The organism is Rhabdobacter roseus (assembly GCF_014202275.1).
GTDB classification, from domain to species: domain Bacteria; phylum Bacteroidota; class Bacteroidia; order Cytophagales; family Spirosomataceae; genus Rhabdobacter; species Rhabdobacter roseus.
This window is the reverse complement of record NZ_JACHGF010000010.1, coordinates 91,596-115,635: the sequence shown is the minus strand read 5'-3', so window position 1 is coordinate 115,635 and position 24,040 is coordinate 91,596. Positions and strand designations below refer to the sequence as shown.

Sequence of the window (24,040 nt, the reverse complement as noted above, 5' to 3'; positions counted from 1 at the left end):
TAAAATTAATCTTCACCCCAAGCTCGAATAAACATTTTTTTAGGCGCAGTATTCATTTCTCCAACCTTCGGGAACGTCTAGCCAAAATCCTGGTGTTATCCAACTACTCTGCCTAAAAGTCGCCGTCTTAGTGGTGAATGAAATTGATTTTGTTTCAATTGTCTGAATGACTTCTTGTATTTCTCCTTCTTTGTCCTTGCTTTCGCTACCGCTAGCTTGCAGCTAGTGGTGAGAAATAATCACAGTCTCCGACTGTCACCATAACCGCTAAACCCACCCAGCTTTCCTCGCGGCTACTGATTACTTCTTCATCAAACTAAAAATTTTCTCCTCCAAATCCTTCCCTCTCAAATTTTTGGCCACAATGACACCATCAGGATCGATGAGGAAAGTGGTAGGGTACCCTTGAATTCCGTAGGTCTCTTTTATTTTGTTACTATCATCCGATACGATTTGCGTCCAGGTTATAGAATCTTTTTTGATCATGGCTTTAAGCTGGTCCAAAGGACTTTCTGCCACGATGCTGATTATTTGGAATTTATCTTTATCCGCTGTTTCTTGAAGCTTTTTCAGGTGAGGAAGTTCTTGTATACAGGGTCCGCACCATACCGCCCAAAAATCGAGCAATACATACTTGCCTTTTAAGCTAGACGAAGATACGTTGGAGGCTGTAACGAAATCGCTGCCCTCAAAAGGGAAGGCTTTAAACCCGACTTGGGTAGAATATAGCTCACTTTTGGACTGCGCCATTTTTTCTAAGATCAATGTATTCTTATTGGTATTCACGCCAACATTTCGGTAGAGCTCTCCCTTCACTTCAATGAACTCATTTTTTTCTATCAATCGGTCAGGGTTTATTTTCATATCCTTTTTTAGGGTGTCTGGAATTAAAGCCACCACGGCATTAGTATAGGATAAACTTGTAAACCCATCCGAACAAACGGCCATTTTCTCTCCTTTGAATTCGGCGATGGAGTATTGAGGAAAATTGTACATGAACGCATCATACTCAGCCAAGTGGCCAATAAAAAGCGGGGCAGTAAGTAGCTGTTTTTTAGTATTTCCTAGCCGCTCAAACGAAACCTGAATGGCATTGCTTAATGCAACAGAATCGGTCAATCTTCCTGTAGGCGAAAGTTTGAAAGGCACAAAGGGTATATCATCACTAAGATCAAGGTTATTATTGGCATCCACTACCATGTTCATAACGCCCGCGGGGTCTTTCCCCATCGCAAAGGCAATTTTGCATTTTAACGGCTCTTTGGACAGCGCAAGGGTATCGGGTACCCAATCCCACGATTTTTGCAATTCTTCATACCATTCTTTGGTGATATTTCCGAGCAAATAGTTTTGGTAAACGGTTTGAAGCATGTTTGTCTCAATATCCCCGTACTTCACGTCAGTCCAATTCTTTGGCGCTCCGGTTACTGATAAATGCGTCTTTTTCCAAGGATCATTTTCTTCTTCTGAATACGTCGAGATCCCAGCTAAGGCCGAGCGGAAGTACCCGTATCCGTCCTGTTGCGTAAGTGGGAGCTCCACTAAGTGCTGTCCTGAGCAGCTCAGTGAGCAGGCTACGCCAATAGCGATGAGAGGTAACAATTGAAATTTCATACTAGGCATGTGTTATCGTTTAATGGTATGTTTTTATGGCTATGAAGCTGGATACTCTCCACCCGCTACCTACCTGCTTTCTATTTTCTTATCCGCCAAAAGCTTTTGAAACCAATTCCGTGTCCATGTATTCGTTTATTTCGCAGATTTTTCCGTCTTTTAGTTTACATACCCAGCAATAGTTATTTTTATAGGGTATACCGCTAGTGGTCTCGTTTTGCCCGGTCATCTCGACGACTACGTAATCGCCATCGGCTATGATTCGGTGCACAATGACTTGATAGGGTTGTTTGAGGGTAGCTCTCACATTTGCCCATAAGTCATTCAGCACTTGCGGTTTCCCGACGAAAGATTTAGACCATGCCCCGGAACCCATCCAATTCCATTGCATATCCTCACTCATTGATTCCAAGAAGGGCTCATCATTCCCTTTTGATAATTCTGAAAATATTTCAGTGATAATTCCTCTGTTATTCATGGGTACGACTACGAATTCAACGGTTTGCTTCATGAATCGCTAACGACATCGAAAGAAAGAGATACGATCGAAATAGTCGGGTACTTTCCTACTGATAGTCACCAGCTCCGACGATGTAAAGCCAAGGCTAATCGCCAAACTACTGCATAAGATACAAAAAATCTCGTGGCCCCATGCCACAGGCTGTTTTTTACATCAGAATAAGCGGTCTCAGATCATCAAGATAGGCTGAGGCCGCTTATTCTACTCTAAAGAAAAGTATTGCTTTTGAAACAAAGTACCCTAAAAGTTGAGCGTATAACTTACTATGGGCAACAGAGGCAACTGTTTCACCTCTTCGATACTTTTGTTAACGGCGTTATAGTACAAATCAATGACGGCACTCTGGTTGGTTACATTTTGCACATCCACCTTAAATTCGTGACTAAGCCTCGATCTATTGATTCTATAATTTACCGCCACGTTCAAACTGAATACATCCTCCCCTTTCTTTTTAAACGCATTCCTTTCATCATATACGGCATACCCTTTTTCAACCGATTCCTTCAGGTCAATGTTCAAAAGTCGGTTTGCGCCCAGCCAGGAAACTTTAGAATTGATACCCAGGCTATTATTCTTACTTGTCCCCACTTTAAACTCTCGCCCAAACAATCCGTTGGCAATATACCTTTTGTTAAACCGGGTGCTTCGCCAAACGCGGTCGCCCGCCTGGTACTTTGAATCAAATAAGGAAGCCGTGACCAAAAAATAGTAACTATCGGCAAAGTACCTTTCCAGGGTTAGTTCAAGGCCCGTATTTTTGCCTTTCCCCTCATTCACCAGAACCCGATCTGGGAATTCGGCCTGCTGGTTGATTAACGAATAGCTGCTGTTGCCCGCCTCTACGGGAATATCGTACAAGTCCTGATGGTAAGCCTCTACCTTGAGAAAGAGATTTTTAGACAGTTTATTTTCGTAGCCCACTACATAGTGCCGCGCCTTAAGCAATCCCAGGGCAGTATTGGGAACCCGTCTATTTCCTTCCGTATCGTACGTGATCGCATAGTAGTTGCCCAGGGAAGTCATATTACTATGTACCCCAAGGCCGGCGGTTAACGCCTGTCCGCGGGGGAGGTCATAGCGTAATGAACTACGTGGCTCGATCGTTACGGACTGGTTTTGAGACGTATTCTGGCTATGCAGCCCGGTGACCAGGCTCAGTTTTTCGGTGGCTCTCCATTTCCACGTCACAAAGGATTGGGACAACTGGGCCGTACCATCCACATCAAGCGTTTGGACAAACTTTCCAGCCGCGCCGTCAAAATACCTGGACTTAAAATTAAAATCAAAGTGAGAATAGACAGTACCTAGCTGAAAAAGATGCCTGTTGCTGAGTTTGTAGTTAAAGGTAGTATTCAGCCTAAGGCTAGTATTGCTTGTATTGAAATGAAGGTCTTCCTGTAAGGTTGGCGTATCAAAGGCTCTCAAACTGCTATTTTCGCTGCCATTGGTGGCATAGGCTAGCGTGGAGCTGACGTAGGATTTTTTATTTAGATTAATCAAATGCCGGATACCGACCACGCCCAGTCGCCCTTTTTGCTGAAATTCTTCGTTTACGACCTCCTGATTTTCCGGATCAAACGATTCGGTTTTGATGTTACTCAGCCCTCCCAAACCAAAAAGGGAAAAAGTACCTGCTTTCTCGGTAGGAATAACGATCTTGAAGGAGAGGTCCTGGTACTTGGGCACCCCACCAAAATCCAGAATTCCCAGACTGCTTATTAAAGCTAAAGTAGAATACCGATAATTGATTAAATAGCTGCTTTTACCGCCCGCTTTGAAAGGACCTTCCGTGGTAATATCCGTCCCCAATACGCCAATCGAGAAGCTATGTTCGCGCTTTTCGCTATTGCCCTTTCGCAACCGCATGTCAAAAATACCGGATAGCGCATTGCCATATTCAGGCGCAAAAGCGCCCGTATAGAATTCCGAATTGGCTAGCATTTGGCTATTTAAGGCACTAATGGGGCCACCCGTCAACCCTTCCTGGGAAAAATGGTTAGGGTTGGGTATCTCCGTCCCTTCCAGTTTCCATTGCACAAACCGGGGGTTATTCCCCCGTACAATGATGTCGTTATTGCCATCGCCGGTAGAGCCTACGCCCGCAAAGGAAGATACCAAGCGGGCAGGGTCACCAATCCCCCCGGCGTATCGTTTCGATTCCTCCACCGACAACCCTCGGGACGACACCTGAGCCATTTCATTCGTAAGCTCGGACTTATGCTGCCTGGATGAAATCGTTACTTCTTTTAGGGTTTCGAAAGACTCTTTCAGTTCAAGGTCCAATACGGTTTCTTTTCCGGAAATAATCACCAAATTAGGAATGATCTTCTCTTCGTAGCCAATCCGACTTACTTTGATGGTTGCTCTCCCAACGGGTACTTTTTTTATCGAAAAATAGCCATTATTATCCGAAATAGTACCCAGCAAAGGCTCGGTCCCAACCACTACAATAGTAGCAAATTCAACGGGAGCTTTGGAATCGTGATCGACTATTTTCCCTCGGACCGTTTGCGTTAAATCCTGCGCTGCTACACCAGCGGCAAGTAATAGGATTAAGTTCAATAGCAACAGGAAGGGTACTTTCATGGCTTTCATAAGGCTGTTTTTTTTGTTTACGGCCTCATGACACCCTTACTTGAGTTTACCCTTTGCTTTGCTAAAAAATAATTTTCGATTCTGCATCCATCGGTAAAAATGGTCGGGGGTACTTTTTGTTTACTTCTACCAAGTACCCTTGCCACCGCTCTTGCTCGGTGAATCGTTGTATAAAGTACCTTGTAGGATTTCTCCGCTTTTAAGTCGAGGAATCCCTTGCTGCCGCTAGCCTGGGGCTAGTGGTAAGAAATAAACACAGTCTCCGACTGTACACAAGCTCCCTTACTTCCAACGCATCACCTGGCCGGTGGCGGCGGACTCGTAGGAGGCCCAGACCAGCTGCACGGTGCGGAAATTGTCTGCGCCGGTCATTTCTGAAGTACCCCCTTGCAAGCCCCGCAGGATGTCCCGGTTGCAGTCCACAATACTGGAGTGTACTACGGCGTAGTCGGGGTCCAGCCAGGGGTACATGACGGGCTCCACGACCTCCGACTCGGTACCGGACTTCTTAGTGATTTTTAGTTCAAAATCGTGGGTCAGGTGCAGGGAGCCGCGCTCGCCTTCCACCAGTACCAGCGTTTGCGGAAAGGACTCTTTCTCCAGGATGGACGCGTACGACATTTCGGCGTAGCAGTGCAGCCCACTCTCCATCTCCATGAGTACATTGGCTACGTCTTCGCCCTGGATTTTAGGATTGACGCGCTTCGTGAGGCAGTAGAGCGAGCGCGCTTCGCCAAATAAAAAGCGGCACACATCCAACACGTGCGAGCCGACGTCGGTCAGGATGAATTTGTCCAGCTCGGCCAGGAAAGGCTGGTTTTCAAATACCGGAAAAGCCGAGCAAAACGATACTCGCGCCTTGAAGGGCGCCCCAATGGTACCAGCCGCCAGTGCCCGCTTCAGCGCCCGCAGGGGGGCCTGCCAGCGGAAATTTTCGTGAATGTAGAGCTGCACACCCTGCTGCTGGCACAGACTCAGCATCCCTTGCGCCTGCGTGAGCGAGGCCGCCATGGGCTTCTGACAGATCACGTGCACGCCCCGGCGGGCGGCCAGCTCGGTGAAGTGCGGGTGGGTGTCGACGTCGGTGATGATGTCCACGAAGTCCAGCTCCTCGGCGTCGAGCAGCGCCTGGGCGTCGTCGTACACGCGGGGTACGTCGAAGCGGTTGGCGATCTGCGCGGCCTTGGCGCGGGTGCGGTTGTAGACGGCCACCAGCTCCACCCCGTCCAGTTCCTGCCAGGCGGGGATTTGGTAGTTGGCCCAGAAACCGGTCCCCAGCACCGCAAATTTCAATTTTCTCTCTTCCATCAATTATCCAAAGTTTGGTAGATCATACGAATAAACGTCGCCTCGCTGGTATCGCCGGAGACGTCGCGGGTTTGCTTCATGAGCACGGCCACGATCTTTTCCTGCGGGTCGGCGAAGTAGTTGGTATTGAAGTACCCTCCCCAGTTGAATTTTCCGGCCCGGCCCAGGCCCCGGTCTTGCCCCTTGGGCGTGACAACGCTGAAGCCCAGGCTAAAATGCATGTACCCCGCCTCGCCGCCGTAGAGGGTACCCGTCTGGTTAGAAACGGTGAGGAGCTCGGTGGTGTAGCGGCTCAGGAAGCGCTGGCCGTTGTAGGTACCTCCGTTGACGAGCATTTGCAAAAATACGGCGTAGTCGCGGGCGGTGGAAGATAGCCCCGCTCCGCCCGAAAAGAAGGTTTTGGCTCCCGTCGCGGGGTAGTTGGGGTCGTAAAACGTCACTGGATAAGGTACCCACTTGCGGGCCGAATCGGGCTTCTGGATCGGTACCAGGCGGGCGCGTTGCGCTTCGGGTAGGTAGAAGTGCGTGTCTTTCAGGCCCAGCGGCTCAAAGAGCCGCGTACGCAGGAAGACGTCGAACGGCTGGCCCGACACCACCTCGATAAAGTACCCCAGCACATCGAGGCCTTCGGAGTAGACGTACTTTTCGCCGGGCTGGTGGTGCAGCGGCAGGGCGGCCAGCTTCCTGACGCTCTCCCCGATCCGGACTGGCGCGGTCGTGAACAGGTCGGTGATGCCCGCCTTGTGGTACATGGCCCGGAAGCGCTCGTCGCCGTCGATGACGCCGTAGCCCAGGCCCGAGGTGTGCGTCAGCAACTGCCGGATCGTGATCTCCGAGCCGGCCCGCTCGGTGGTATAGCTGGAGTCGGCAAAGGAAAACGACTTAAGTACCTTGGGATTTTTGAATTCAGGAATATAGCGCGAAATAGGGTCGTCCAGGGCAAATTTACCCTCTTCGTAGAGCATCATGACGGCCGTGGCCGTGATGGCCTTGGTCATGGAGGCGATCCGAAAAATATCGTCGGTACGCTGGGGCCGCTGGGTGGCGACGTCGGCCAAGCCGTAGGCCTGGTGGTACACGATCTGCCCGTTGCGCACCAGTATAGCCACCAAGCCGGGTACCTTACCGTCGTCCACGATGGCTTTCAGGGCGGCGTCCAGGCGGCGCAGCCGCTCCGGCGACACACCCACCGCTTCGGGATTTTTGGCTACGCTCAGCTGCTGGTGGGGAAGTGGGGCAGTAAGCTTGGTTTGGGCGGGCGCAGTGCCGTAAAGTACCCCACTGAGCAGGAGTACAAGTAGCGTTTGTTTCATAGAGATGGGTAAAGGGCTTCGAAAAAGAATCTTTCCCCACAAAGACGAAAAAAACGCTACTCTACCACTCTTTCGCGCTCCTTTTTGAGAAAGTACCCAGGGTACTTAGGGCAGCGGGTACCCCTTAGCCGCGTCGTCCAGCAGTAGTACCCAGTCCTGGCCGTAGCCCTGGCTGGGTGGCGAGAACAGCTTTTGCCCCTGGTTTGGAGAAGTACCCGCGTCTTTGGCTTCGCCGGTGCGGGGATTGTACCAGGTACCTTTCAGGGTGCTGCCGCTGATTTTTCCCAGATTGACCGTAAAGGGTTTTCCCTCCGAGGAGTACACCATCAGGTAGTCTTTGCCGCGCGTAGCCTGGGTGCGGTCGTGCTCGTGGCGGGCGTCGGTAATCAGGCTCTGGTCCGGCACGCGGTCGAGCATCGGGCGCGACTCCATGAGGCGGCGTAGGTACTTCATCTGGGAAGCCCCCGGCAGGTCCAGGGCGTCGTACCAGTAGTGATTCGGTCCGTTGACCGGCTCCCGGCCCGGCGCGTACATTTGCCAAATATCGTGGCAGCCGTAGGTATGGCCTAAAGCGCCCGCAAATACGTCCAGGTAGGCGTGCTTTCGGATGTCGAAGGCGCTGGAAGTACCCAGATCCTTGGCGTTAAAACAAACCGGATGATCTTCGTAGAGCGTTTCGCCGTCGAGCACGGGCTTGGTAGGTACCTTGTTGTAAGCTACCTGAATGCGGTCCCAGACGTTGTTCTCGCGGCAGTGACCGGTCTGGAACATGTTGAAGTCCAGCCAGGCATCCTGGTGAAACCACTTGGCCGAGCCCGCGTCCTCAAGGCCATTGGGCTGCGGATGAAACGTCATGAGGGCTTTGTCCTGACCGCCCACGCCCGCCACTACCCCGGCGGCCATGGCCCGCCACACGGCCACGTCGGCATCGTGGCGGGGGTTGCGGTCGCCGCCGATGATCCAGATCACGTTTTTGCGGTTTTTGTAGCGGGCACCCAGCCATTGGCCGTAGGCCTGGGCGCTGGCGGTCGTGAAGATCTCCGGGCCTTTGCCCCACCGGTCTTTGAATACCTTGTCGCCCCAGGTAGGCAGCAGCCCGATGTAGAGTCCCAGCTCGGCGGCTTTGTCGATGATGTAATCGACGTGCCTGAAGTAGGCTTCGTTGGGCTTGGTGGGGTCATTATTGAGCAGCGGTTTATCGCCGTAGGGATTGGGCGTATCAAGGCCGTCGAGCTCGGCCAACGCCACGGCTTGTATCACCGTGAAGCCCTTGTCGGCCCGGTTTTTCAGGTACCTGTCGGCCTCTTCGCGGTTGAGGCGGTGAAAAAGCTCCCAGGCCGTATCGCCTAGCCAGAAGAAAGGCTTGCCGTCGGCAGTCTGGAGGTACCTTTGGTTGTCGCTCACCCGGAGCTGCGCCCGCGAGGTACCCGCCAGCAGGCTCAGCAAAGCGAGGGGAAAAAGGAATTGTTTTTTCATAAAAAGAGCGTTTACGGAAAGATTCACGGCTTACTTTTGGGTAATGTCACGTACCTGCGCACGGATGTCGTCCATCTCAAAAATCCGCTCCCAGTTCTCTTTAAAAAGGATTGGCTTGGCGCGTTTACTGATCTTGTAGGCGGCGTCCGAGAAAGTACCATTCACTTCCTTGAACAGCACCGCGATCTGGATCCGCAGGTGGCCCAGCACGAAATCGCGCGCGGCGGCTTCAGGTACCCCCAGCGCCACGATGCGGTCATAGCCTTCTTTCACCACCTCCATGCAGGTTTGGGCCAGGGTTTCGACCATAGCGGGCTCCAGAATCGCCATCTGTTCCAGCGTGATGCGGTGCGTGTCCAGAATCGGTGCGTACATGTCCTGCGCTACTTTCTCGCCCAGCGCGTAGTGGGCTTCGGTACCGTGCATGAGTGCCACCACGATGGACTGTTTGGCCGAAATCCCCCCGTAAAAATCGCGGAAAGCGGCCTCGGTAGGCTCCCAGTTGAAGACTGACGGATGGCAAGGGTGCGCAATGACGTAGCCCAGGTCGTCGCGGTGGGCAATGACGCCGTCGATGGGCGCGGCGGGGTCCAGCGTGAGCACCAGCGCGCCCGGCTTCATGGCGGGGATGATCTCCTGCGAAAGCGCCCCGATGGCCACGTCGGGCAGGGCCAGGATCACCACGTCGGCGGTCGGGATGCAGTCGGCCTGGGTACTTACCTGTACGCCGCGCTCGGCGAGGTTGGCCAGGCCGCGTTCGCTGATTTCGAGGTAGTCGACGCCGTACTGATTGCACTTCAGAAAATTGTCGGTGAGGCGGCAGCCCATTTTTCCGCCAGCGCCTACTAGAGCTATTTTGATCATGGTTATTGGGTATAATTTTTCAACGTGTTTTTCAAAAGGTCAATTCCCTCCTCCGCCCAGGCAGCTTCCTGCCGGATGGTGGCCTCCAGGGTACCCAGGTAGGGCGGCCATTGTTCCAGCGTCACCGACTCGCAGCGGAGGTACTTGCTCAGGGTACTTAGCAGGTACCTGGGGTCAATCAGGCCCTGGCCCGGCGCGCAGCCTGCCACCTCAAAGCCCATCTTATGCGCCACCCGGCGGATGGCAATGTCTTTGTAATGCAGATTGATGACGTAAGGCGCCAGGATTTCGACGAGGTACGCCACGCCCTCGCCCGCGCCCAGCGAGTTGCTGGTATCCAGGCAGATACCTACCCAGTCGGGGTCGGTACTTTCTACGATGATTTGTAACGACTTGGCCGAAAAGCGGTCGTGGTTCTCGATGCCCAGCCGGATCTTTTGCTCGCGAAGCTGGGGGAGCAGCGCCCGTACCTCCGCCACTACCTCCGCCCGGCTCGGCGCGTACCCTTGGTCATCCACTACTACCCTCAGAAAGGGCGAGCCCGCCTGCGCCGCCAGCTCCAGGTACCTCCCGATGTGCTCCCGCTCCAGCCTGCGGGTACCCAGCTCCAGCTGCACGCCCAGCTGCCCCGCCCGCCGGATGGCCTCGCACCAGGAGGTACTTGGGAGCGTGTGCACGGGTAGGTTGTCGCCAATTTGCAGGCGCTTCACGGCCAGTCGGTGGCCGATTTCCAGGAGCTCCGGCAGGGCCAATGGCTGGGCGGGCCCGTAGCCAGGTACCCCCACGGCCCAGGGATAGGTATAGGTGCTAATTCCTAAATCCAATTTTTTCTTTTTATTTCCATGCAAATGTTCGGTAAAAAAAGAAAATTCATTTTCACTGGATTGCCGAATAGTTGACGTATTTTAGCATCAATTGAAAAAAATCGTCCAAGTACGTCAATATACTACCTGATGTCGCTTCCCAGCTACCGCCTCATTCATCCGCAAGCCAACCGCTCGTTTGTCTTTAAGTGGGAGCCCTTCGACCTCAGTACGCGCTGGCACTACCACCCCGAGCTGGAGCTGATTTACTTCATCGAAGGCAAAACCAACGGCGTGATCGGCGACGGCTTCCGGGAGTTTGAGGCGGGCGATCTGGTGCTGCTGGGAGCCAACTTTCCGCACGTGTTGCAACCCAACCCAGAGTACCGCCAGGCCGCTCCCGAAGCCCGGCCACTGGGGCTGATCATTCAGTTTACGGAGGATTTTTTGGGGAAAGATTTTTTGCAAAAACCCGAAGTCCAGGCGCTCAACGGACTTTTTGCCCGCGCCCGGCGCGGACTTCAGTTTACGGGGGCCGGGGAGGTACTTGCGCGGCTGGGCCAGATGCCGCCCCAGCCGGACTCGCGCAAGCTCCTGACGCTGCTGGAGGTACTGCTGCAACTGGCCGAAACCGAGCACTACAAGTACCTCACCAACCAGGACTACTACTTCGACTTCAGCCGCGACGAGGAGCGGATGTGGCGCATCAACCAGTACCTCTATACGCACTTTGCCGAGAAGATCAGCATCCGGGACGTGGCGCAGGTCGCTACCATGAGCGAAACGGCCTTTTGCAGGTACTTCAAAACCCGCACGCTGAAGAGCTTTACCAAGTACCTCAACGAGATCCGGGTGGCCTACGCCTGCAAGCTACTCCAAAAGCCCAACTACTCGGTCACGGCGGCCTGTTTCGAGGCGGGCTTCAATAACCTTTCGTACTTCAACCGACAGTTCCGGAGCCTCGTGGGCATGAACCCGCAAGCCTACCGCAAGCGGAAACTGGGCGAGTGAGGTACTTGGAAAGATGGCTTAGGTGGTGTGGCCACGGTTGTCGGGTGGAGCTTGAACCTGGGCGACGCCGTCTCCGCTAAACAAAGGCAACGCCAGCGGCGTTTAATGGGTACGGTTAACCAATTCGCCCAACGCTTATTAACCGTAGCAGGGTTGCACCCTGCCTGCAATAGGGCAACATCCGGTCTATGACGGGCATGGGGAGCGCCTATAAAGAATCAACGGAAGCGGCCATTACGGAACAGATTATTATCACTACCTTGCATTAAAATCGATAACCGGCCTTTTCCTGAGCTGGCCGGTGGCATTCTATATCTCCTACTCATTACATTCTCCAAAAGCACGAATGGAAACACCTATCTTTGAAATCTTACGGTCAAAGAAAGACCGGGTCTTACAACTTTGGCTGCAAGTTCAGCAAATGGATACCGAAGTGTCCAACAACTATAATACGGCCGATGAGCTTCGCGCGCAATCAACGGAATTCGTTGACATACTAGTAGGTTCGCTCAACGAAAATACCGTTCAGGATTTTTCTTCGCCAGAGTTGGAAGCTTTGACCGACTACATTTCAAGCCTCACCATTTCCCGAGCACGGCAAGGATTTTCTCCACGGGAAACCGCCACGTATATCTTCACGCTTAAGGATGCCCTTTTAAAGGTACTCAGCGAGCAAAACAGCGATAATCCCCAGCAGCTCTACCAGGACAGCATCCTGGTCAGCAAGTTTATCGATAACATAGGTATCCTTAGTTTTGAAACCTTCATTACCGGCAGAGAGGATGTGATTTTTCAGCAATCCGAAGAGATGGCCGAACTTTCTACGCCCGTCATACGGGTTTGGAACGGGATCCTGGCCATGCCCATTATCGGCACTCTGGACAGTGCCCGCACGCAGGTGGTCATGGAAAACCTTTTGCAGGGCATTGTCGATACGGGCAGTAGCATAGCGATTCTGGATATTTCAGGGGTACCGGCGGTGGATTCGCTGGTGGCCCAGCATTTGATAAAAACTGTGAATGCAACCCGGCTGATGGGCGCAGAATGTATCATCAGCGGCATCCGGCCCGAAATAGCCCAAACGGTTGTCCACCTGGGGATCGACCTATCGCAGATGATCACAAAAGCCACCCTGGAAAGCGCGCTTAAATTTGCCTTCAATAGCTTGCAGTTGGAAGTAAGGCGTACGCAAAGAGAAAAACTTAACTAATAAGAATAAGCTCTGACACTATGGAGAAAATTCCTATTCTTAAAATGGGAAAGTTTTTGCTGGTAACCATCCAGGTTGATTTATATGACCGCCTAGCACTTACCTTAGAAGAAGATCTGATCCAGATGGTATTCAAAACAGGATCTAAAGGGGTACTTATTGACATCTCGGCCCTGTCTATTGTGGATTCGTTTATGGGCAAAATCATTGGCAACATTGCCGGTATGTCCAGCATCATGGATGCAGAAACCGTCGTGGTAGGGATGCAGCCCGCCGTGGCGATCACGCTCATCGAACTGGGGCTGCCGCTTTCTGGGGTGCATACCGCCTTAAACGTGGAAAAAGGAATGGCACTGCTTGAATCCAGAATGCCGCCCAGCCTAGACGATGCTAATGATGACGATGTTGATTAAAGAAAGCCTGATTATCCAGCAAGAACGTGATTTGGTATACTGCCGCAACCGGGTAAAGGAGGTGGCAGCAAAAATAGGTATGGGTATCGTAAACCAGACCAAGCTGATCACAGCTACGAGTGAAATTGCCCGGAATATGCTCATCTACGGAGGCGGCGGAACCATGCGGCTAGAGGTAGTTACCAAGGGAAAACAGGAAGGTATCCAGCTGGTGTTTGAGGACAAAGGCCCAGGAATTGCCGATATCCAAAAGGCCATGCAAGACGGCTACACTACGGGCCGGAGCCTGGGCATGGGCCTGCCCGGGGCAAAGCGCCTGGTCAATGAATTTGTGATACAAAGCGCGATCGGTCAAGGGACTACCGTGAAAATGTTAAAATGGAAGAATGGATAGTCTACAACAAGTGGTTTTTAGCCTTACGGATCGCAGCTATTTGAATATATTAAAAAAAGATATCGTCAAGATCGCCGAGCCCGTAGGCTTGTCCACAAAACGGGTGGCGGAACTGGAGCTGGTTATTTCCGAGATTTCGACTAATCTCCTAAAACATGCCGGTGGCGGTGAGCTGGTCGTCCGGCTCTTATATGAAAATGCAAATAAAGGAATAGAAATCCTTAGCATTGATAAAGGGCCTGGCATGGCCGACCCGGCCCGGATGATCGAAGACGGCGTGTCTACAACCGGGACCCTGGGCCATGGCCTGGGCTCCATCAAAAGACTTTCCGACCAGTTTCAGCTCTATTCGTTAAAAGGCTGGGGAACGGTGCTTTTATCCCGAATTTTTTCACAACCGGTTTCACAAAGCCCGCCAGCCAGCGTGGGTATTTATCCCGTTGTTTTGCGCAAGCCCGGTGAAAAAGTATGCGGCGACGCCTACGCGTGGAAGGCCAACCCTTATTTTCTTAAAGTAATGCTGGCTGACGGACTTGGACATGGCCCCCTGGCAAACCTTGCTGCGCAACGGGCGTGTGAAGCCTTCCGAAAATCTACCTTTAATGACCCCAGCGACATTCTCAAGGATATCCACAAACACGTGAAAGATACCCGGGGGTTAGTTGGTACCGTAGCGGTTTATGATCTCCTTCATAAAACCTGGAGGATATGCGGCGTAGGCAATATTTCCACCCGGCTTTGCAATGCCTTAACCGCAAAAACCCACATGCCCTTCAACGGGATCCTGGGCATTAACATTTCGGGCAGGCTTCAATCCCAAACGATCGTGAACGAGACCGGGAGCTACCTGGTGCTGTGCTCGGACGGGATCTCAACCCGGTGGGAAACCAATAAACATGCGGCTGTTTTCAAGTATGACCTGTCAATTCTGGCCGCCGTTATTTATAAAGACTATGCCCGCCATTCCGATGATATGTCCGTGGTTGTTGTAAAAGTTAATTGAAGAATCCATGAAGGAAATAATCGTTTTTAACCTGGAAAACGACCTGGATTTAGTCCTGGCCCACCGAAGGTCCATGCATCTGGGCGAACTATGCGGGCTGGGGCTGGTCGCCCAAACCAGTTTTGCAACCGCCGTGTCTGAGGTGGCTCGCTTCATGATTGAGCAAAGAACGAATTCCATATTGAGCTTGGCACTCACTAAATCAAAAGAAAATCAAGCGGTTATTTGTGCCAGCATTAACAGCCCCTCTTTGAGCAGGCTGAATATATCCAACGAAAACTTTCGGTATGCCCGAAAACTTGTAAGCCATTTTGATATATCGGGTACCTCCGTTTCGATCAGCTGTGAGCTGCCTAAAACCGCGGTTTTAAGTCCGGCCCTGATCAATAAGTGCAAGCAGGAATTTAATGCCTCCCAGGCCATTTCGCCCTACGAGGAGGTTAGGCGTAAAAATACGGAGCTACAGCAACTCGCCGATAGCCTGGTTGAAAGCGAGAACCAGTACCAGGAGCTTACGAATTCCCTGCCTTTAATGATGTTTACGCTGGCCGCGGACCATCAAATGCTGTATGCCAATCAGTCGTTTCTGGACTTCATAGGAAAGTCTCTGCCCGCTCTTAAAGGCACAAACTGGTTTTATTGGATTCAGGACTACCATCTGGATGTAGACATTAACTACCTCAAGGTAAAGCTTGAAAAAAAAGCGTTTTTTCAGTTGGAAGTAAAGCTTTCCTCCGCTGCGGGCGGAGTATGGCATTTGCTCTCCCTGACGCCACAGCTGGATAGTGCGGGCAACTTGATGCAGTGGTTTGGATTTATCGTTAACATCCACGCGCAGAAGGTCGTTGACCAGGCTTTAAAGGACAACCAGGAGCTAAGGCACGTGAAAGAAATCATGGAAAGCCGCCAAAAGCAGCTCGATGATACCATTCATGAGCTCAACCGCAGCAACCATGAGCTGGCACGGTATGCCTATGTGGCTTCCCATGACCTACAGGAACCGGTTCGTAAAATAAAGATATTGGCCGACATCATCATTGACAAATACGATACGCACATTCCCGTAGATGCTCAGAATTTACTCGAGCGGCTGAAAAATTCGGCCGAAAGAATGCAGTCGTTGGTCAAAGACTTGCTGACTTACGCCAGGCTAAATTCAGGGCCCGTCCTGTTGAATGAAAAAGTTGAACTTTCTAAAATCGTCCAGCTTGCCACGGCAAACCTTGAATATTTGATCCAGGAAAAGGGGGCGACCATTACGGCAACTGATTCTTATACCATCACCGGGAATGCTTTACAGCTGCTTTTGTTATTTCAAAATTTGCTTGCCAACGCCATTAAGTTCACCTCCGACGGAGTCAAGCCGGTCGTTGTCGTGCTTGCCGACGTTTTAACAAGCCAACAGGCTAAGCAGCTAAAACTAGCCGACAACCGGCAATGGCTATGCATCCAGGTTATTGACAATGGTATTGGCTTTGAACCGCAGTATACCGAAATGATTTTTGAAGTTTTTCAACGCCTTCATTTACAATCGGAGTTTAATGGCACGGGGATTGGCTTGTCGATTTGTAGGAAGATTGTAGAACTGCACGGCGGTAGTATTACCGCCAAAAGCAGCCCAGGGAGCGGTTCTAACTTTACCCTGTATTTACCGACAAAATGATTTTAACGCTAACGGTTTGCGCTTGCCGTACCGCATAGCGATGGGTGTTGCGTACCACAGGGTACACGGTAGGGTACTTCATTCAAGATTAGCCTTAGAAAAAAACCGTAAGTAGGCAAAAGAGGTTAAATAAGTCCTTTCGATCGCCGCACCTACCCCACTACGTCACAGCCTCGCTCGCCGCGCCGGTACCGAAAGTACCTCCTGCGTCCGCTCGTCCGACCGGATCACTTCGCTGATGAGGTAGTCGTTGGACTTGGTCATGGATTGTTTCACCAGGAGCTCACCCAGGAAGCCACCCAGAAAGAGTTGCGACCCCACCACGATCACCGTGAGCGCCAGGAAGAAAAGCGGGTTGTCGGTGGCGTTGCGGTAGGGCTGGTGCGTGTAGATGTTGTAGATTTTTTCGCCCAGCAGGTACATGGCCAGCAGCGAGCCCAGGAAGAACATCAAGGTACCCAGGCTCCCAAAAAAGTGCATGGGCCGTCGGCCAAATTTGTTCACAAACGCAATGGAAAGTAGGTCCAGAAAACCGTAGATGAAGCGCTCCAGGCCAAACTTCGTTTGGCCGTACTTGCGGGCCTGGTGCTGCACCACTTTCTCGCCGATGCGCCCGAAGCCGTTCCACTTCGCAATAACCGGAATGTAGCGGTGCATTTCGCCGTAGATCGTGATATTCTTGACCACCTCCTGCCGGTAGGCCTTCAGGCCGCAGTTGAAGTCGTGCAGGTGTACGTCGGAGATCCAGCGCGTGGCGGCGTTGAAGAGCTTAGTGGGAAGGGTTTTACTGATGGGGTCGTAGCGCTTCTGCTTCCAGCCCGACACCAGGTCGTAGCGCTCCTCGGTGATCAGGCGGTACAACGCCGGGATTTCGTCGGGGCTGTCTTGCAGGTCGGCATCCATCGTGATCACGACCTTACCCTTCACGAGTTGGAAGCCGGTCTGGAGGGCGGCGGTTTTGCCGTAGTTGCGCGTGAAGCGCACGCCGCGCACGGCGGGATTCTGCGCCGCCAGCTCGCTGATGACACCCCAGGAGCCGTCGCGGCTGCCGTCGTCCATGAACAGGATTTCGTAGGTAAAGCGGTGCTCCTCCATCACCCGCACGATCCAGTCGTGGAGCTCGGGCAAGGATTCTTCTTCGTTATAAAGAGGAATAACTACGGAAATCTGTAGGATGGGATCGGTCATAGCTCAGTTCGTTCGGGACGAAAGCCCAAAGGTCGTCTTTTTATTTTTTAAAATGGCAGGTAAAAATCCCGCAGCAGGTACCTAAACGCCGCGTTGAAGGTACTTCCGTCGGCTTCGTAGACGCACAACGCCTGTTTCTCCAAGGTACCTTCAAAAGTACCCCGCCGCCGGTAGGTACCCAGCCGCCGGAAAGGTACCTGACCGGGCTGGTGGGCCAGCGTCAGCTGCCGGGTCAGTACCCAGCCGGTGGCCTCGGCCTGGCGTTGGAGCTGCTCACTTTCGGCCACGGGGAGCAACACGCTCCAGGTACCTGCCTGGGTTAATAACCGCTCCACGGCCGTCAGGAGTTCCGTAAAAGTCAGGCTCGTAGCGTGGTGCGCCTGGTTAACGGCGGCGTCGGGCGAGCGCAGGTCGGACTGGTAAAAGGGCGGATTGGTAAGGATAAAATCGTAGGGTACTTCGGCGACAAACGCCTGGATAGGTACCTGCACCACGCGGATGCGCGCCGCAAAGGGACTTGCGGCGACGTTGGCACGGGCTTGCTCAGCGGCCTCGGCGTTGAGCTCCACGGCGTCGATGTGGGCGGCCGGGTTGCGCTGGGCGGCCATCAGCGCCAGCAGGCCCGTGCCGGTACCGATGTCCAGCACTCGGCTGGGGGTACTTGAGGTACCTACCTCCGCCCAGGCCCCCAGCACGCAGGCGTCGGTGCATACCTTCATGGCGCAGCGCTCTTGCTGCACGGTAAATTGCTTGAACTGGAAGTAGGTACGGCGGGGCATGGCTGGCATTTACTTTCGACCAAAATCCGCCGGATTCTCGCCCCAGTACTCGGTTTCCCACTTCAGGATCTGATTGGAGTACTTGTTCTCGGCCAGCCAGCGCTCGGCCCGTTGCATCAACTCAAACACGGGCTTGTTGCGGGGCGTCAGCACCAGCTTGGTATTGGCGTGCTTTTTCTTAACCCAGCTCATGGCCGTGCGCGAATCGGTATAGATGGGCAGGTTGCTGCCGTTTTTTTGCAAATAGGCCAGTCCGTGCACAATGGCCAGAAACTCCCCGATGTTGTTGGTGGCGTCAGAGAAAGGCCCTTGCAGGAAAATCCGCTCGCCGGTGCGCAGGTACACGCCCTGGTACTCCATGTCGCCGGTGGCGGTGTTCCAGGCGGCATCGACGGCAATGCTGTCGCGGATGGGCTGCCCCACGCTGGCGGGCGCGGGCTTGGTGGCCGAAGTACCCGCTTCTTTTTTCGCCACAAACTCCCAGTAGTTGCGGTGAATGGCTTCCTCGGCTTCCTTCAGCGAGTCGAACGACTTGAAGCGCGCATCTTCAAAACCCTTTATTTGCGCCTCGCACTCTTTCCAGTCGGTGAAGACGCCCGTCTGCCGTCCCTGCCACACCACGTAGTATTTTTGTTTTTTTGCCATGAATGCTCAATCAATGTCCCGCCTGCTCCTCCCAAACCTGGCTGAGCGCTATAAGTACCTCCACGGCTTTTTCCATGTCCTGCACCGACACCCACTCCAGGCGCGAGTGAAAAGCGTGCTCGCCCGCGAAGATATTGGGGCACGGCAGCCCCATGAACGACAGCCGGGAGCCGTCGGTACCGCCCCGGATGCTCCGGCGCACGGGCGTAAGGCCCACGCGGTGCATGGCTTCCAGGGCGTTGTTGACCACCTGCGGATGCTGGTCGAGGACCACTTTCATGTTGCGGTACTGCGGTACTACGTCCATTTCCACGCGCGAGTGGGGGTACCTGGCTCCTACTTCGTTGACGATATTGCGTAGAAATTTTTCCTTTTCGTATAAGCCCAATTCTGTAAAATCCCGGACAATAAACTCCACCGTGGCGGTATCCTGCCCGCCCGTGATGTGCACCGGATGAATGAAACCCTGCATGCCGTCGGTGGTTTCGGGCGAGAGGCCGTTTTTGGGTAGTTCGGCCAGGATGTCGGCCGCCAGCTTGAGGGCGTTCTCCATTTTTCCTTTCGCAAAACCCGGATGGGTACTTACGCCGTGAATGGTCAGCGTGACGCCGTCGGCCGAGAAGGTGGCGTCTTCCAAAGTACCTACCGTTTCGCCATCGACGGTGTAGCCGAAGTCAGCCCCCAGTTTTTCCAGGTTTACTTTCTCGGTACCGCGGCCCACTTCTTCGTCGGGCGTAAAGAGGATCTTGACGGTACCTCGCTTCACTTCCGGATGCTGCATGAGGTACTCAGCGGCGGCCATGATCTCGGCCACGCCCGCCTTGTTGTCGGCCCCGAGCAGGGTGGTGCCGCTGGCGGTCACAATATCATTCCCTATTTGCGCCTCCAGGTCGGGGTGCTCGCCGCGGCGAAGTACCTGCGTGGGGTCGTCGGGCAGGACGATGTCGCGGCCGTCCCAGTTTTGATGCACCAGCGGCATGACGTTGGCCCCGCTGACGTCGGGCGAGGTATCCACGTGCGAGCAATAGCAGATTACAGGTACCCCGGGCTTGGTGCTGGTAGCGGGCAGCGTGGCGTACACGTAGCCGTGCTCGTCGAGATGGGCGTCGGTCACGCCCATTTCCTGTAGCTCGATCACCAACAATTGGCTCAGGTCGCGCTGTTTGGCAGTACTGGGAAAGCTCGTCGAGTGCGGATCAGACTGGGTGTCGATCTGGACGTAGCGAAGAAAACGTTCGAGAACGGATGACATGTTGTTTAGAAATAAAAGGCTCGGAGGTACTTGCGCAAGGTACCTTGACTACTGATTCAGAATACTAACCAGATCGGCGGGCGAGTAGTTGATATTTTTCAGGGTTTTGTTGTCTGAGGTCCGGTACACCAGGTACTTGCCGTTGTCTTCCTGGTAGTAGCAGTCGGTGCCTTTTTGCTGGTAGTGCGCCACGGTGGCTTCGGCTTCTTCCAGCGAGTTACAGGCTTTGGACATGTTGGAGCGCTGTACTTCGTCAAACAGCGCCCGGAATTTTTCGCCCAGGCCAAACTCCAGCACCGCCCCGGCCAGTACGTATTGCAGGTCACAGAGAGCGTCGGCTACTTCTACGATGTCTTTTTCCAGAATCGCCACCTCCAGCTCTTTCAGCTCTTCGGCCAGCAGCGCCACCCGCAGGCGGCTGCGCTCCTCAGACGGCAGCTGGGGCTTGTCCAGAATGGGGTGCTTGAAGGTACGGTGAAAATCAGCTACTTGATTCAGGCTATCGAGGCTTTGCATGGGTTTTTAGTAGGAGTTGAGAGTTAAAAGTATTGGCGTTGATCCAGACTTAACACCCTTCTCCTCCAAGGAGAAGGGCCGGGGATCAGGTACCTTTACAAAAAATTCGTTTTAAAAAGCTTAATGGAAATCGCCAGCAGAATAATCCCGAACACGCGCCGGAGCACGTCGGTACCGGCCTGGCCGAGCTTCCGCTCCAGCCACTCCGACGACTTCAGCACCAGGTACACCAGCAGCAGATTCACCACGATACCAATCAGGATGTTGGGGATGGCATAGGCGGCGCGTAGCGTGATGAGGGTGGTCATGGTACCGGCCCCCGCAATGAGCGGAAACGCAATGGGTACGATGGAGGCCGTGCCGGTGCTGACGTTGTCGTGGCGGAAAAAATTCCGGCCCAGAATCATTTCCAGGCCCAGCAAAAACAAAATAATAGCCCCCGCCACGGCAAAAGAAGCGACATCGACCCCAAAGAGCGACAGGATGCGCTCGCCCAGAAACAGGAAAACCACCATGAGCGTACCGGCTACCAGCGTGGCCTTCTCGGACTGGATGTGCCCGGCCTTTTTGCGCAGATCCACGATCACCGGCACGGAGCCCACGATGTCGATCACCGAAAAGAGGATGAGCGTAACGGAAAGTACTTCTTTGAAATTGAACATAGCCCGGATACGGATTGAAGCCGCAAAGTTGAACAAAAGCCCTTGCATACACAAACCGTTCGGGCCGGGAGCGCCTAGGTACCTCCGTTGGGCAGAAAATTCAGGAAAGTATTAAACTGCTTTTGGTACTTTTCCTCGTTCACTTTATAAAGGTAGGCTCCCTTTTTGGAGTACCCCCGCTGCTTTTCGTCCAGCTTTTCCAGTAGATTGGTGGAAAGAATTTTTCGGCTGAAATTGCGCTTATCCAGCGGCGCGTCAAAGATAGCCTCGTAGAGCTTCTGCAGCTGCGGAATGGTGAATTTCTCGGGAAGTAGCTCAAAACCAATGGGATGCTGCGATGCCTTGTAGCGCAGCCGCTCGATGGCCTGCTCCACCATCTGGCCGTGGTCGAAGAGCAGCCGGGGTAGTTCGTGCATCGAAAACCAATGCGCCTCGTAGGTGTGCGAGACGCGCTCCTGGTAGTCGGTGACGTTGATGAGCGCAAAGTACGACACCGCCACGGTGCGCTCCACGCGGTCGCGGTGGGGAGCACCAAAAGTATACAACTGCTCGAGGTAGATGTCCGTAAGGCCCGTAAGCTCGAACAAGATCCGGTTGGCGGCCTCTTCCAGGCCTTCGTCGGGCCGGAGCCAGCCGCCCATCAGCGACCAGGTGGAGCCGTCGTCTTCGACGCCCCTTTTTACTAATAAAAGCTTCAACTCTTCGCCGTCGAATCCAAAGATAATTGAATCGAGGGCCACCAGGCATTTGATCTGCGCCTGGTACTGCTCTACCATTTTTTGTGTCACGTGGGTAGGAAGGGAAATAATGGGTACTGCTAGTAAAGTACAGCGGGCCCGCGTACCTACTCATGCTGCTCCCAGGATCGTTTGCGCAGGAACGTCTGAAACTGCTCGATTTCGCTCAGCGTGATGGCCGGAAAGTTCGCCATGCGGAAGGTGGTGGCCTTCCAGGTACCGTAGCCGCTGCCCACCACGATGCCCGCTTCGGAAGCCGCCGCCTTGAGCCGCGTTACCTCCGCGGGGGTACTTTGTACCACTACTACCGTAGGCGAGCGTACGTCCGGCTCCGTCACCAGCAGCCCGAAGCCCTGCGCCGCCAGGAACGCGTACCAGTCGGCGGCGCGGCGGTGGGTTTCGGCGTCTACTTCGGCCAGCGGGGGTACCTGCTGCATCACCCGGCCCAGCAGGTAGATCGCCAGCGTGTTGGGCGTGTAGGGCGTTTGGTTTTGGATAAAATTTTCGCGCAAAAAAAGCAGACTGTTGTAATGATTGCGCTCGGCCCGCTCCTCGGCCCGCGCCACCGCCCGCGGCGACACCACCAGCACGCCCAGCCCCGGCGGCAGCCCGAAGCACTTCTGCACCGAAGCCAGCCAAACGTCGCCCAGGAGCCAGTCGGTAGCTACGCCCGCCATGGAAGAGGTAGCATCAATGGCAATGAGCCCCGCAAAGTACCCTCGGAGGGCCCGCAGGCTGGCGTCGGGCAGGGCGGTGCCGTTGGAGGTTTCGTTGTGGGTGAGGCAAAGTACCTCCGCGTCGGGGTAGGTACCTGGCGCTTGCGGGTCGGGCAGGGTTTGGAAATCAAACGGAAGCCCCACGGCCTCGGCCCGCAAGCGGCGCGTGTAGGCGTACCACTTCTCGCCAAAAGCCCCGTTGTACAGGTGCAGGCTCCGCCGCGCCACCAGCGACTGCGCCACGATCTCCCAGCCCTCGGTGGCCGAGGACGTCAGGTACACTTCGTAGCTGGCCGGGATCGCCAGCTTTTCGCGCAGCGCCGCCAGGGTACCTTCGAGCATGGTCATGAAAGCCGCACTGCGGTGGTTCATGCTCAGGATGCCCGAGCGGTAGGCGTCGGCCAGGTACTGCTCTACTTGCGGGTAAATTTTGGAAGGACCGGGATAAAAAGTGATCATTTTATTTTTTGAAGAATCGCTATAAAAATAAACCTTTTTGGTCGAAGGGTACCTCCTGCCAAGTACCATCCAAAAGTACCCGGAGCGTCCGGAAACCTACCGCTTGAAGTACCCCGGCGGCCTCCGCGAAGCGGGCCGTGATTTCCTCGGGCGCGTGGCTGTCGGCGTTGAGCATCACGGGAATGTTCCGGGCCAGTACTTTTTTCAGGATCGTAGCCGAGGGGTAGGTATCGAGGTTTCTCTTGTACATACCGCGGGTATTTACTTCCAGCACACAACCCGCCGCCGCAATCACCTCCAGCGTGTGGTCAATCTCGGCCTGGTACCAGTCGTCCTGCTCGCGGTACAGGCTTTCGTTCAGGTTATGGATCTTGATCTTATCCAAATGCCCTACGATCAGCGGCGGGTCTTGCTCCACCATTTCCCGGATGAGCGCGTAGTACCGCCGAAGTACCTTCTGGATGTCGCCGCCATGTACCTCCACCAGCCCCTTCATAAAGCCCTCCGTAGCGCCGTCGATCTCCCAGGGCTGGCCTTCCCAGTTCTGGTCCACGTAGTGCACCGAGCCGATGGTAAAATCCAGGGCGTGGGCGTAGGTACCTGGGCCGCACAGGCCGGGTACGTAGTCGACCTCCAGCCCCACGTACAGTTCTATGTCTCCCTGGTACTTTTGTTGCAAAGCGCGGGTTTCCGCCAGGTACCCCTCAAGCCGCTCCGGCTTCATGCTCCAGGCGTTGGCAAACGGCACCGGCCCGTGCGACGAAAAGCCAAAGGCCCGCACGCCCTGCTGCCGGGCGGCCCGCACCTGCGCCTCCGGTGCCTCGCGCCCGTCGCAGTAGTGGCTGTGGCTGTGGTAGTTGGTCCAGAAGGAGGGTTTCATAGGCGTTGGTAGTTGGTTT

At 54.0% G+C, this 24,040-nt stretch carries 23 protein-coding genes; 6 read left to right on the top strand and 17 right to left on the bottom strand.

What is annotated here, in order from left to right:
• Window positions 1-300: 300 nt before the first annotated feature.
• From HNQ92_RS23050 to HNQ92_RS23015, 8 genes are all read right to left on the bottom strand, one after another.
• Window positions 301-1,614 carry a TlpA family protein disulfide reductase gene (locus HNQ92_RS23050; protein WP_184177824.1) on the bottom strand — a complete coding sequence of 438 codons (1,314 nt, stop codon included), beginning with the start codon at window positions 1,612-1,614 and terminating at the stop codon, window positions 301-303.
• 88 nt (window positions 1,615-1,702) lie between these two features.
• Window positions 1,703-2,092, bottom strand: a complete 390-nt coding sequence (locus tag HNQ92_RS23045) for a nuclear transport factor 2 family protein (protein WP_184177822.1) — start codon at window positions 2,090-2,092, stop codon at window positions 1,703-1,705.
• A gap of 282 nt (window positions 2,093-2,374) precedes the next feature.
• Complete coding sequence (locus HNQ92_RS23040; protein WP_246440712.1) at window positions 2,375-4,729, bottom strand: TonB-dependent receptor; 2,355 nt, start codon at window positions 4,727-4,729, stop codon at window positions 2,375-2,377.
• Window positions 4,730-5,011: 282 nt separating this feature from the next.
• A complete protein-coding gene (locus tag HNQ92_RS23035) occupies window positions 5,012-6,037 on the bottom strand; it encodes a Gfo/Idh/MocA family protein (protein WP_184177819.1) in 1,026 nt (341 codons plus the stop codon).
• Window positions 6,037-7,350, bottom strand: coding sequence for a serine hydrolase domain-containing protein (locus HNQ92_RS23030; RefSeq protein ID WP_184177817.1), 1,314 nt, complete (start codon window positions 7,348-7,350; stop codon window positions 6,037-6,039). The genes HNQ92_RS23035 and HNQ92_RS23030 overlap by 1 nt, the downstream gene beginning before the upstream one ends.
• A 105-nt stretch (window positions 7,351-7,455) precedes the next feature.
• Window positions 7,456-8,826 carry a glycoside hydrolase family 140 protein gene (locus HNQ92_RS23025; protein WP_184177815.1) on the bottom strand — a complete coding sequence of 457 codons (1,371 nt, stop codon included), beginning with the start codon at window positions 8,824-8,826 and terminating at the stop codon, window positions 7,456-7,458.
• A 30-nt stretch (window positions 8,827-8,856) separates the two neighbouring features.
• Window positions 8,857-9,690, bottom strand: coding sequence for a phosphogluconate dehydrogenase C-terminal domain-containing protein (locus tag HNQ92_RS23020; protein ID WP_184177813.1), 834 nt, complete (start codon window positions 9,688-9,690; stop codon window positions 8,857-8,859).
• A 2-nt stretch (window positions 9,691-9,692) separates the two neighbouring features.
• Window positions 9,693-10,514 (bottom strand): sugar phosphate isomerase/epimerase family protein, encoded by an 822-nt coding sequence (locus tag HNQ92_RS23015; RefSeq protein ID WP_184177811.1) that lies wholly within the window; start codon window positions 10,512-10,514, stop codon window positions 9,693-9,695.
• Between the two features lie 129 nt (window positions 10,515-10,643).
• Here HNQ92_RS23015 and HNQ92_RS23010 point away from each other — a divergent pair, with 129 nt between their 5' ends.
• The 6 genes from HNQ92_RS23010 (at window position 10,644) to HNQ92_RS22985 (ending at window position 16,187) form a co-directional block, all read left to right on the top strand.
• On the top strand, window positions 10,644-11,504 hold the full coding sequence (locus tag HNQ92_RS23010; RefSeq protein ID WP_184177809.1) for an AraC family transcriptional regulator: 861 nt from the start codon (window positions 10,644-10,646) through the stop codon (window positions 11,502-11,504).
• 346 nt (window positions 11,505-11,850) lie between these two features.
• Window positions 11,851-12,714 carry an STAS domain-containing protein gene (locus HNQ92_RS23005; RefSeq protein ID WP_184177807.1) on the top strand — a complete coding sequence of 288 codons (864 nt, stop codon included), beginning with the start codon at window positions 11,851-11,853 and terminating at the stop codon, window positions 12,712-12,714.
• Between the two features lie 20 nt (window positions 12,715-12,734).
• Window positions 12,735-13,127: an STAS domain-containing protein gene (locus HNQ92_RS23000; protein WP_184177805.1), complete on the top strand. Its 393-nt coding sequence runs from the start codon at window positions 12,735-12,737 to the stop codon at window positions 13,125-13,127.
• On the top strand, window positions 13,108-13,521 hold the full coding sequence (locus tag HNQ92_RS22995) for an anti-sigma regulatory factor (RefSeq protein ID WP_184177802.1): 414 nt from the start codon (window positions 13,108-13,110) through the stop codon (window positions 13,519-13,521). Before HNQ92_RS23000 ends, HNQ92_RS22995 begins: the two co-directional genes overlap by 20 nt.
• Window positions 13,514-14,524 carry an ATP-binding SpoIIE family protein phosphatase gene (locus HNQ92_RS22990; protein ID WP_184177800.1) on the top strand — a complete coding sequence of 337 codons (1,011 nt, stop codon included), beginning with the start codon at window positions 13,514-13,516 and terminating at the stop codon, window positions 14,522-14,524. Before HNQ92_RS22995 ends, HNQ92_RS22990 begins: the two co-directional genes overlap by 8 nt.
• Before the next feature lie 7 nt (window positions 14,525-14,531).
• Window positions 14,532-16,187 carry an ATP-binding protein gene (locus tag HNQ92_RS22985; RefSeq protein ID WP_184177798.1) on the top strand — a complete coding sequence of 552 codons (1,656 nt, stop codon included), beginning with the start codon at window positions 14,532-14,534 and terminating at the stop codon, window positions 16,185-16,187.
• A 165-nt stretch (window positions 16,188-16,352) separates the two neighbouring features.
• On the opposite strand, the gene HNQ92_RS22980 is transcribed toward HNQ92_RS22985, so the two are convergent.
• The 9 genes from HNQ92_RS22980 to HNQ92_RS22940 form a co-directional block, all read right to left on the bottom strand.
• Window positions 16,353-17,375 (bottom strand): glycosyltransferase family 2 protein, encoded by a 1,023-nt coding sequence (locus tag HNQ92_RS22980; RefSeq protein ID WP_184177796.1) that lies wholly within the window; start codon window positions 17,373-17,375, stop codon window positions 16,353-16,355.
• Window positions 17,376-17,422: 47 nt separating this feature from the next.
• Window positions 17,423-18,154 (bottom strand): tRNA1(Val) (adenine(37)-N6)-methyltransferase, encoded by a 732-nt coding sequence (locus HNQ92_RS22975; protein ID WP_184177794.1) that lies wholly within the window; start codon window positions 18,152-18,154, stop codon window positions 17,423-17,425.
• A gap of 9 nt (window positions 18,155-18,163) precedes the next feature.
• Window positions 18,164-18,799, bottom strand: a complete 636-nt coding sequence (locus HNQ92_RS22970) for a ribonuclease H1 domain-containing protein (RefSeq protein ID WP_184177792.1) — start codon at window positions 18,797-18,799, stop codon at window positions 18,164-18,166.
• Between the two features lie 10 nt (window positions 18,800-18,809).
• Window positions 18,810-20,051, bottom strand: a complete 1,242-nt coding sequence (gene pepT / locus HNQ92_RS22965) for a peptidase T (RefSeq protein WP_184177790.1) — start codon at window positions 20,049-20,051, stop codon at window positions 18,810-18,812.
• 48 nt (window positions 20,052-20,099) lie between these two features.
• Window positions 20,100-20,567, bottom strand: a complete 468-nt coding sequence (locus tag HNQ92_RS22960; RefSeq protein ID WP_184177789.1) for a pyrophosphohydrolase domain-containing protein — start codon at window positions 20,565-20,567, stop codon at window positions 20,100-20,102.
• Window positions 20,568-20,662: 95 nt separating this feature from the next.
• Window positions 20,663-21,229 carry a MarC family protein gene (locus tag HNQ92_RS22955; protein ID WP_184178044.1) on the bottom strand — a complete coding sequence of 189 codons (567 nt, stop codon included), beginning with the start codon at window positions 21,227-21,229 and terminating at the stop codon, window positions 20,663-20,665.
• A gap of 74 nt (window positions 21,230-21,303) precedes the next feature.
• The gene (locus tag HNQ92_RS22950) at window positions 21,304-22,005 is read right to left on the bottom strand and encodes an NUDIX hydrolase (protein WP_184178042.1); all 702 of its coding nucleotides are present in this window, start codon (window positions 22,003-22,005) and stop codon (window positions 21,304-21,306) included.
• A 68-nt stretch (window positions 22,006-22,073) separates the two neighbouring features.
• The gene (locus HNQ92_RS22945; RefSeq protein ID WP_184177788.1) at window positions 22,074-23,141 is read right to left on the bottom strand and encodes an aminotransferase class V-fold PLP-dependent enzyme; all 1,068 of its coding nucleotides are present in this window, start codon (window positions 23,139-23,141) and stop codon (window positions 22,074-22,076) included.
• A 19-nt stretch (window positions 23,142-23,160) separates the two neighbouring features.
• A complete protein-coding gene (locus HNQ92_RS22940) occupies window positions 23,161-24,021 on the bottom strand; it encodes a histidinol-phosphatase (protein ID WP_184177787.1) in 861 nt (286 codons plus the stop codon).
• Window positions 24,022-24,040 lie beyond the last annotated feature (19 nt).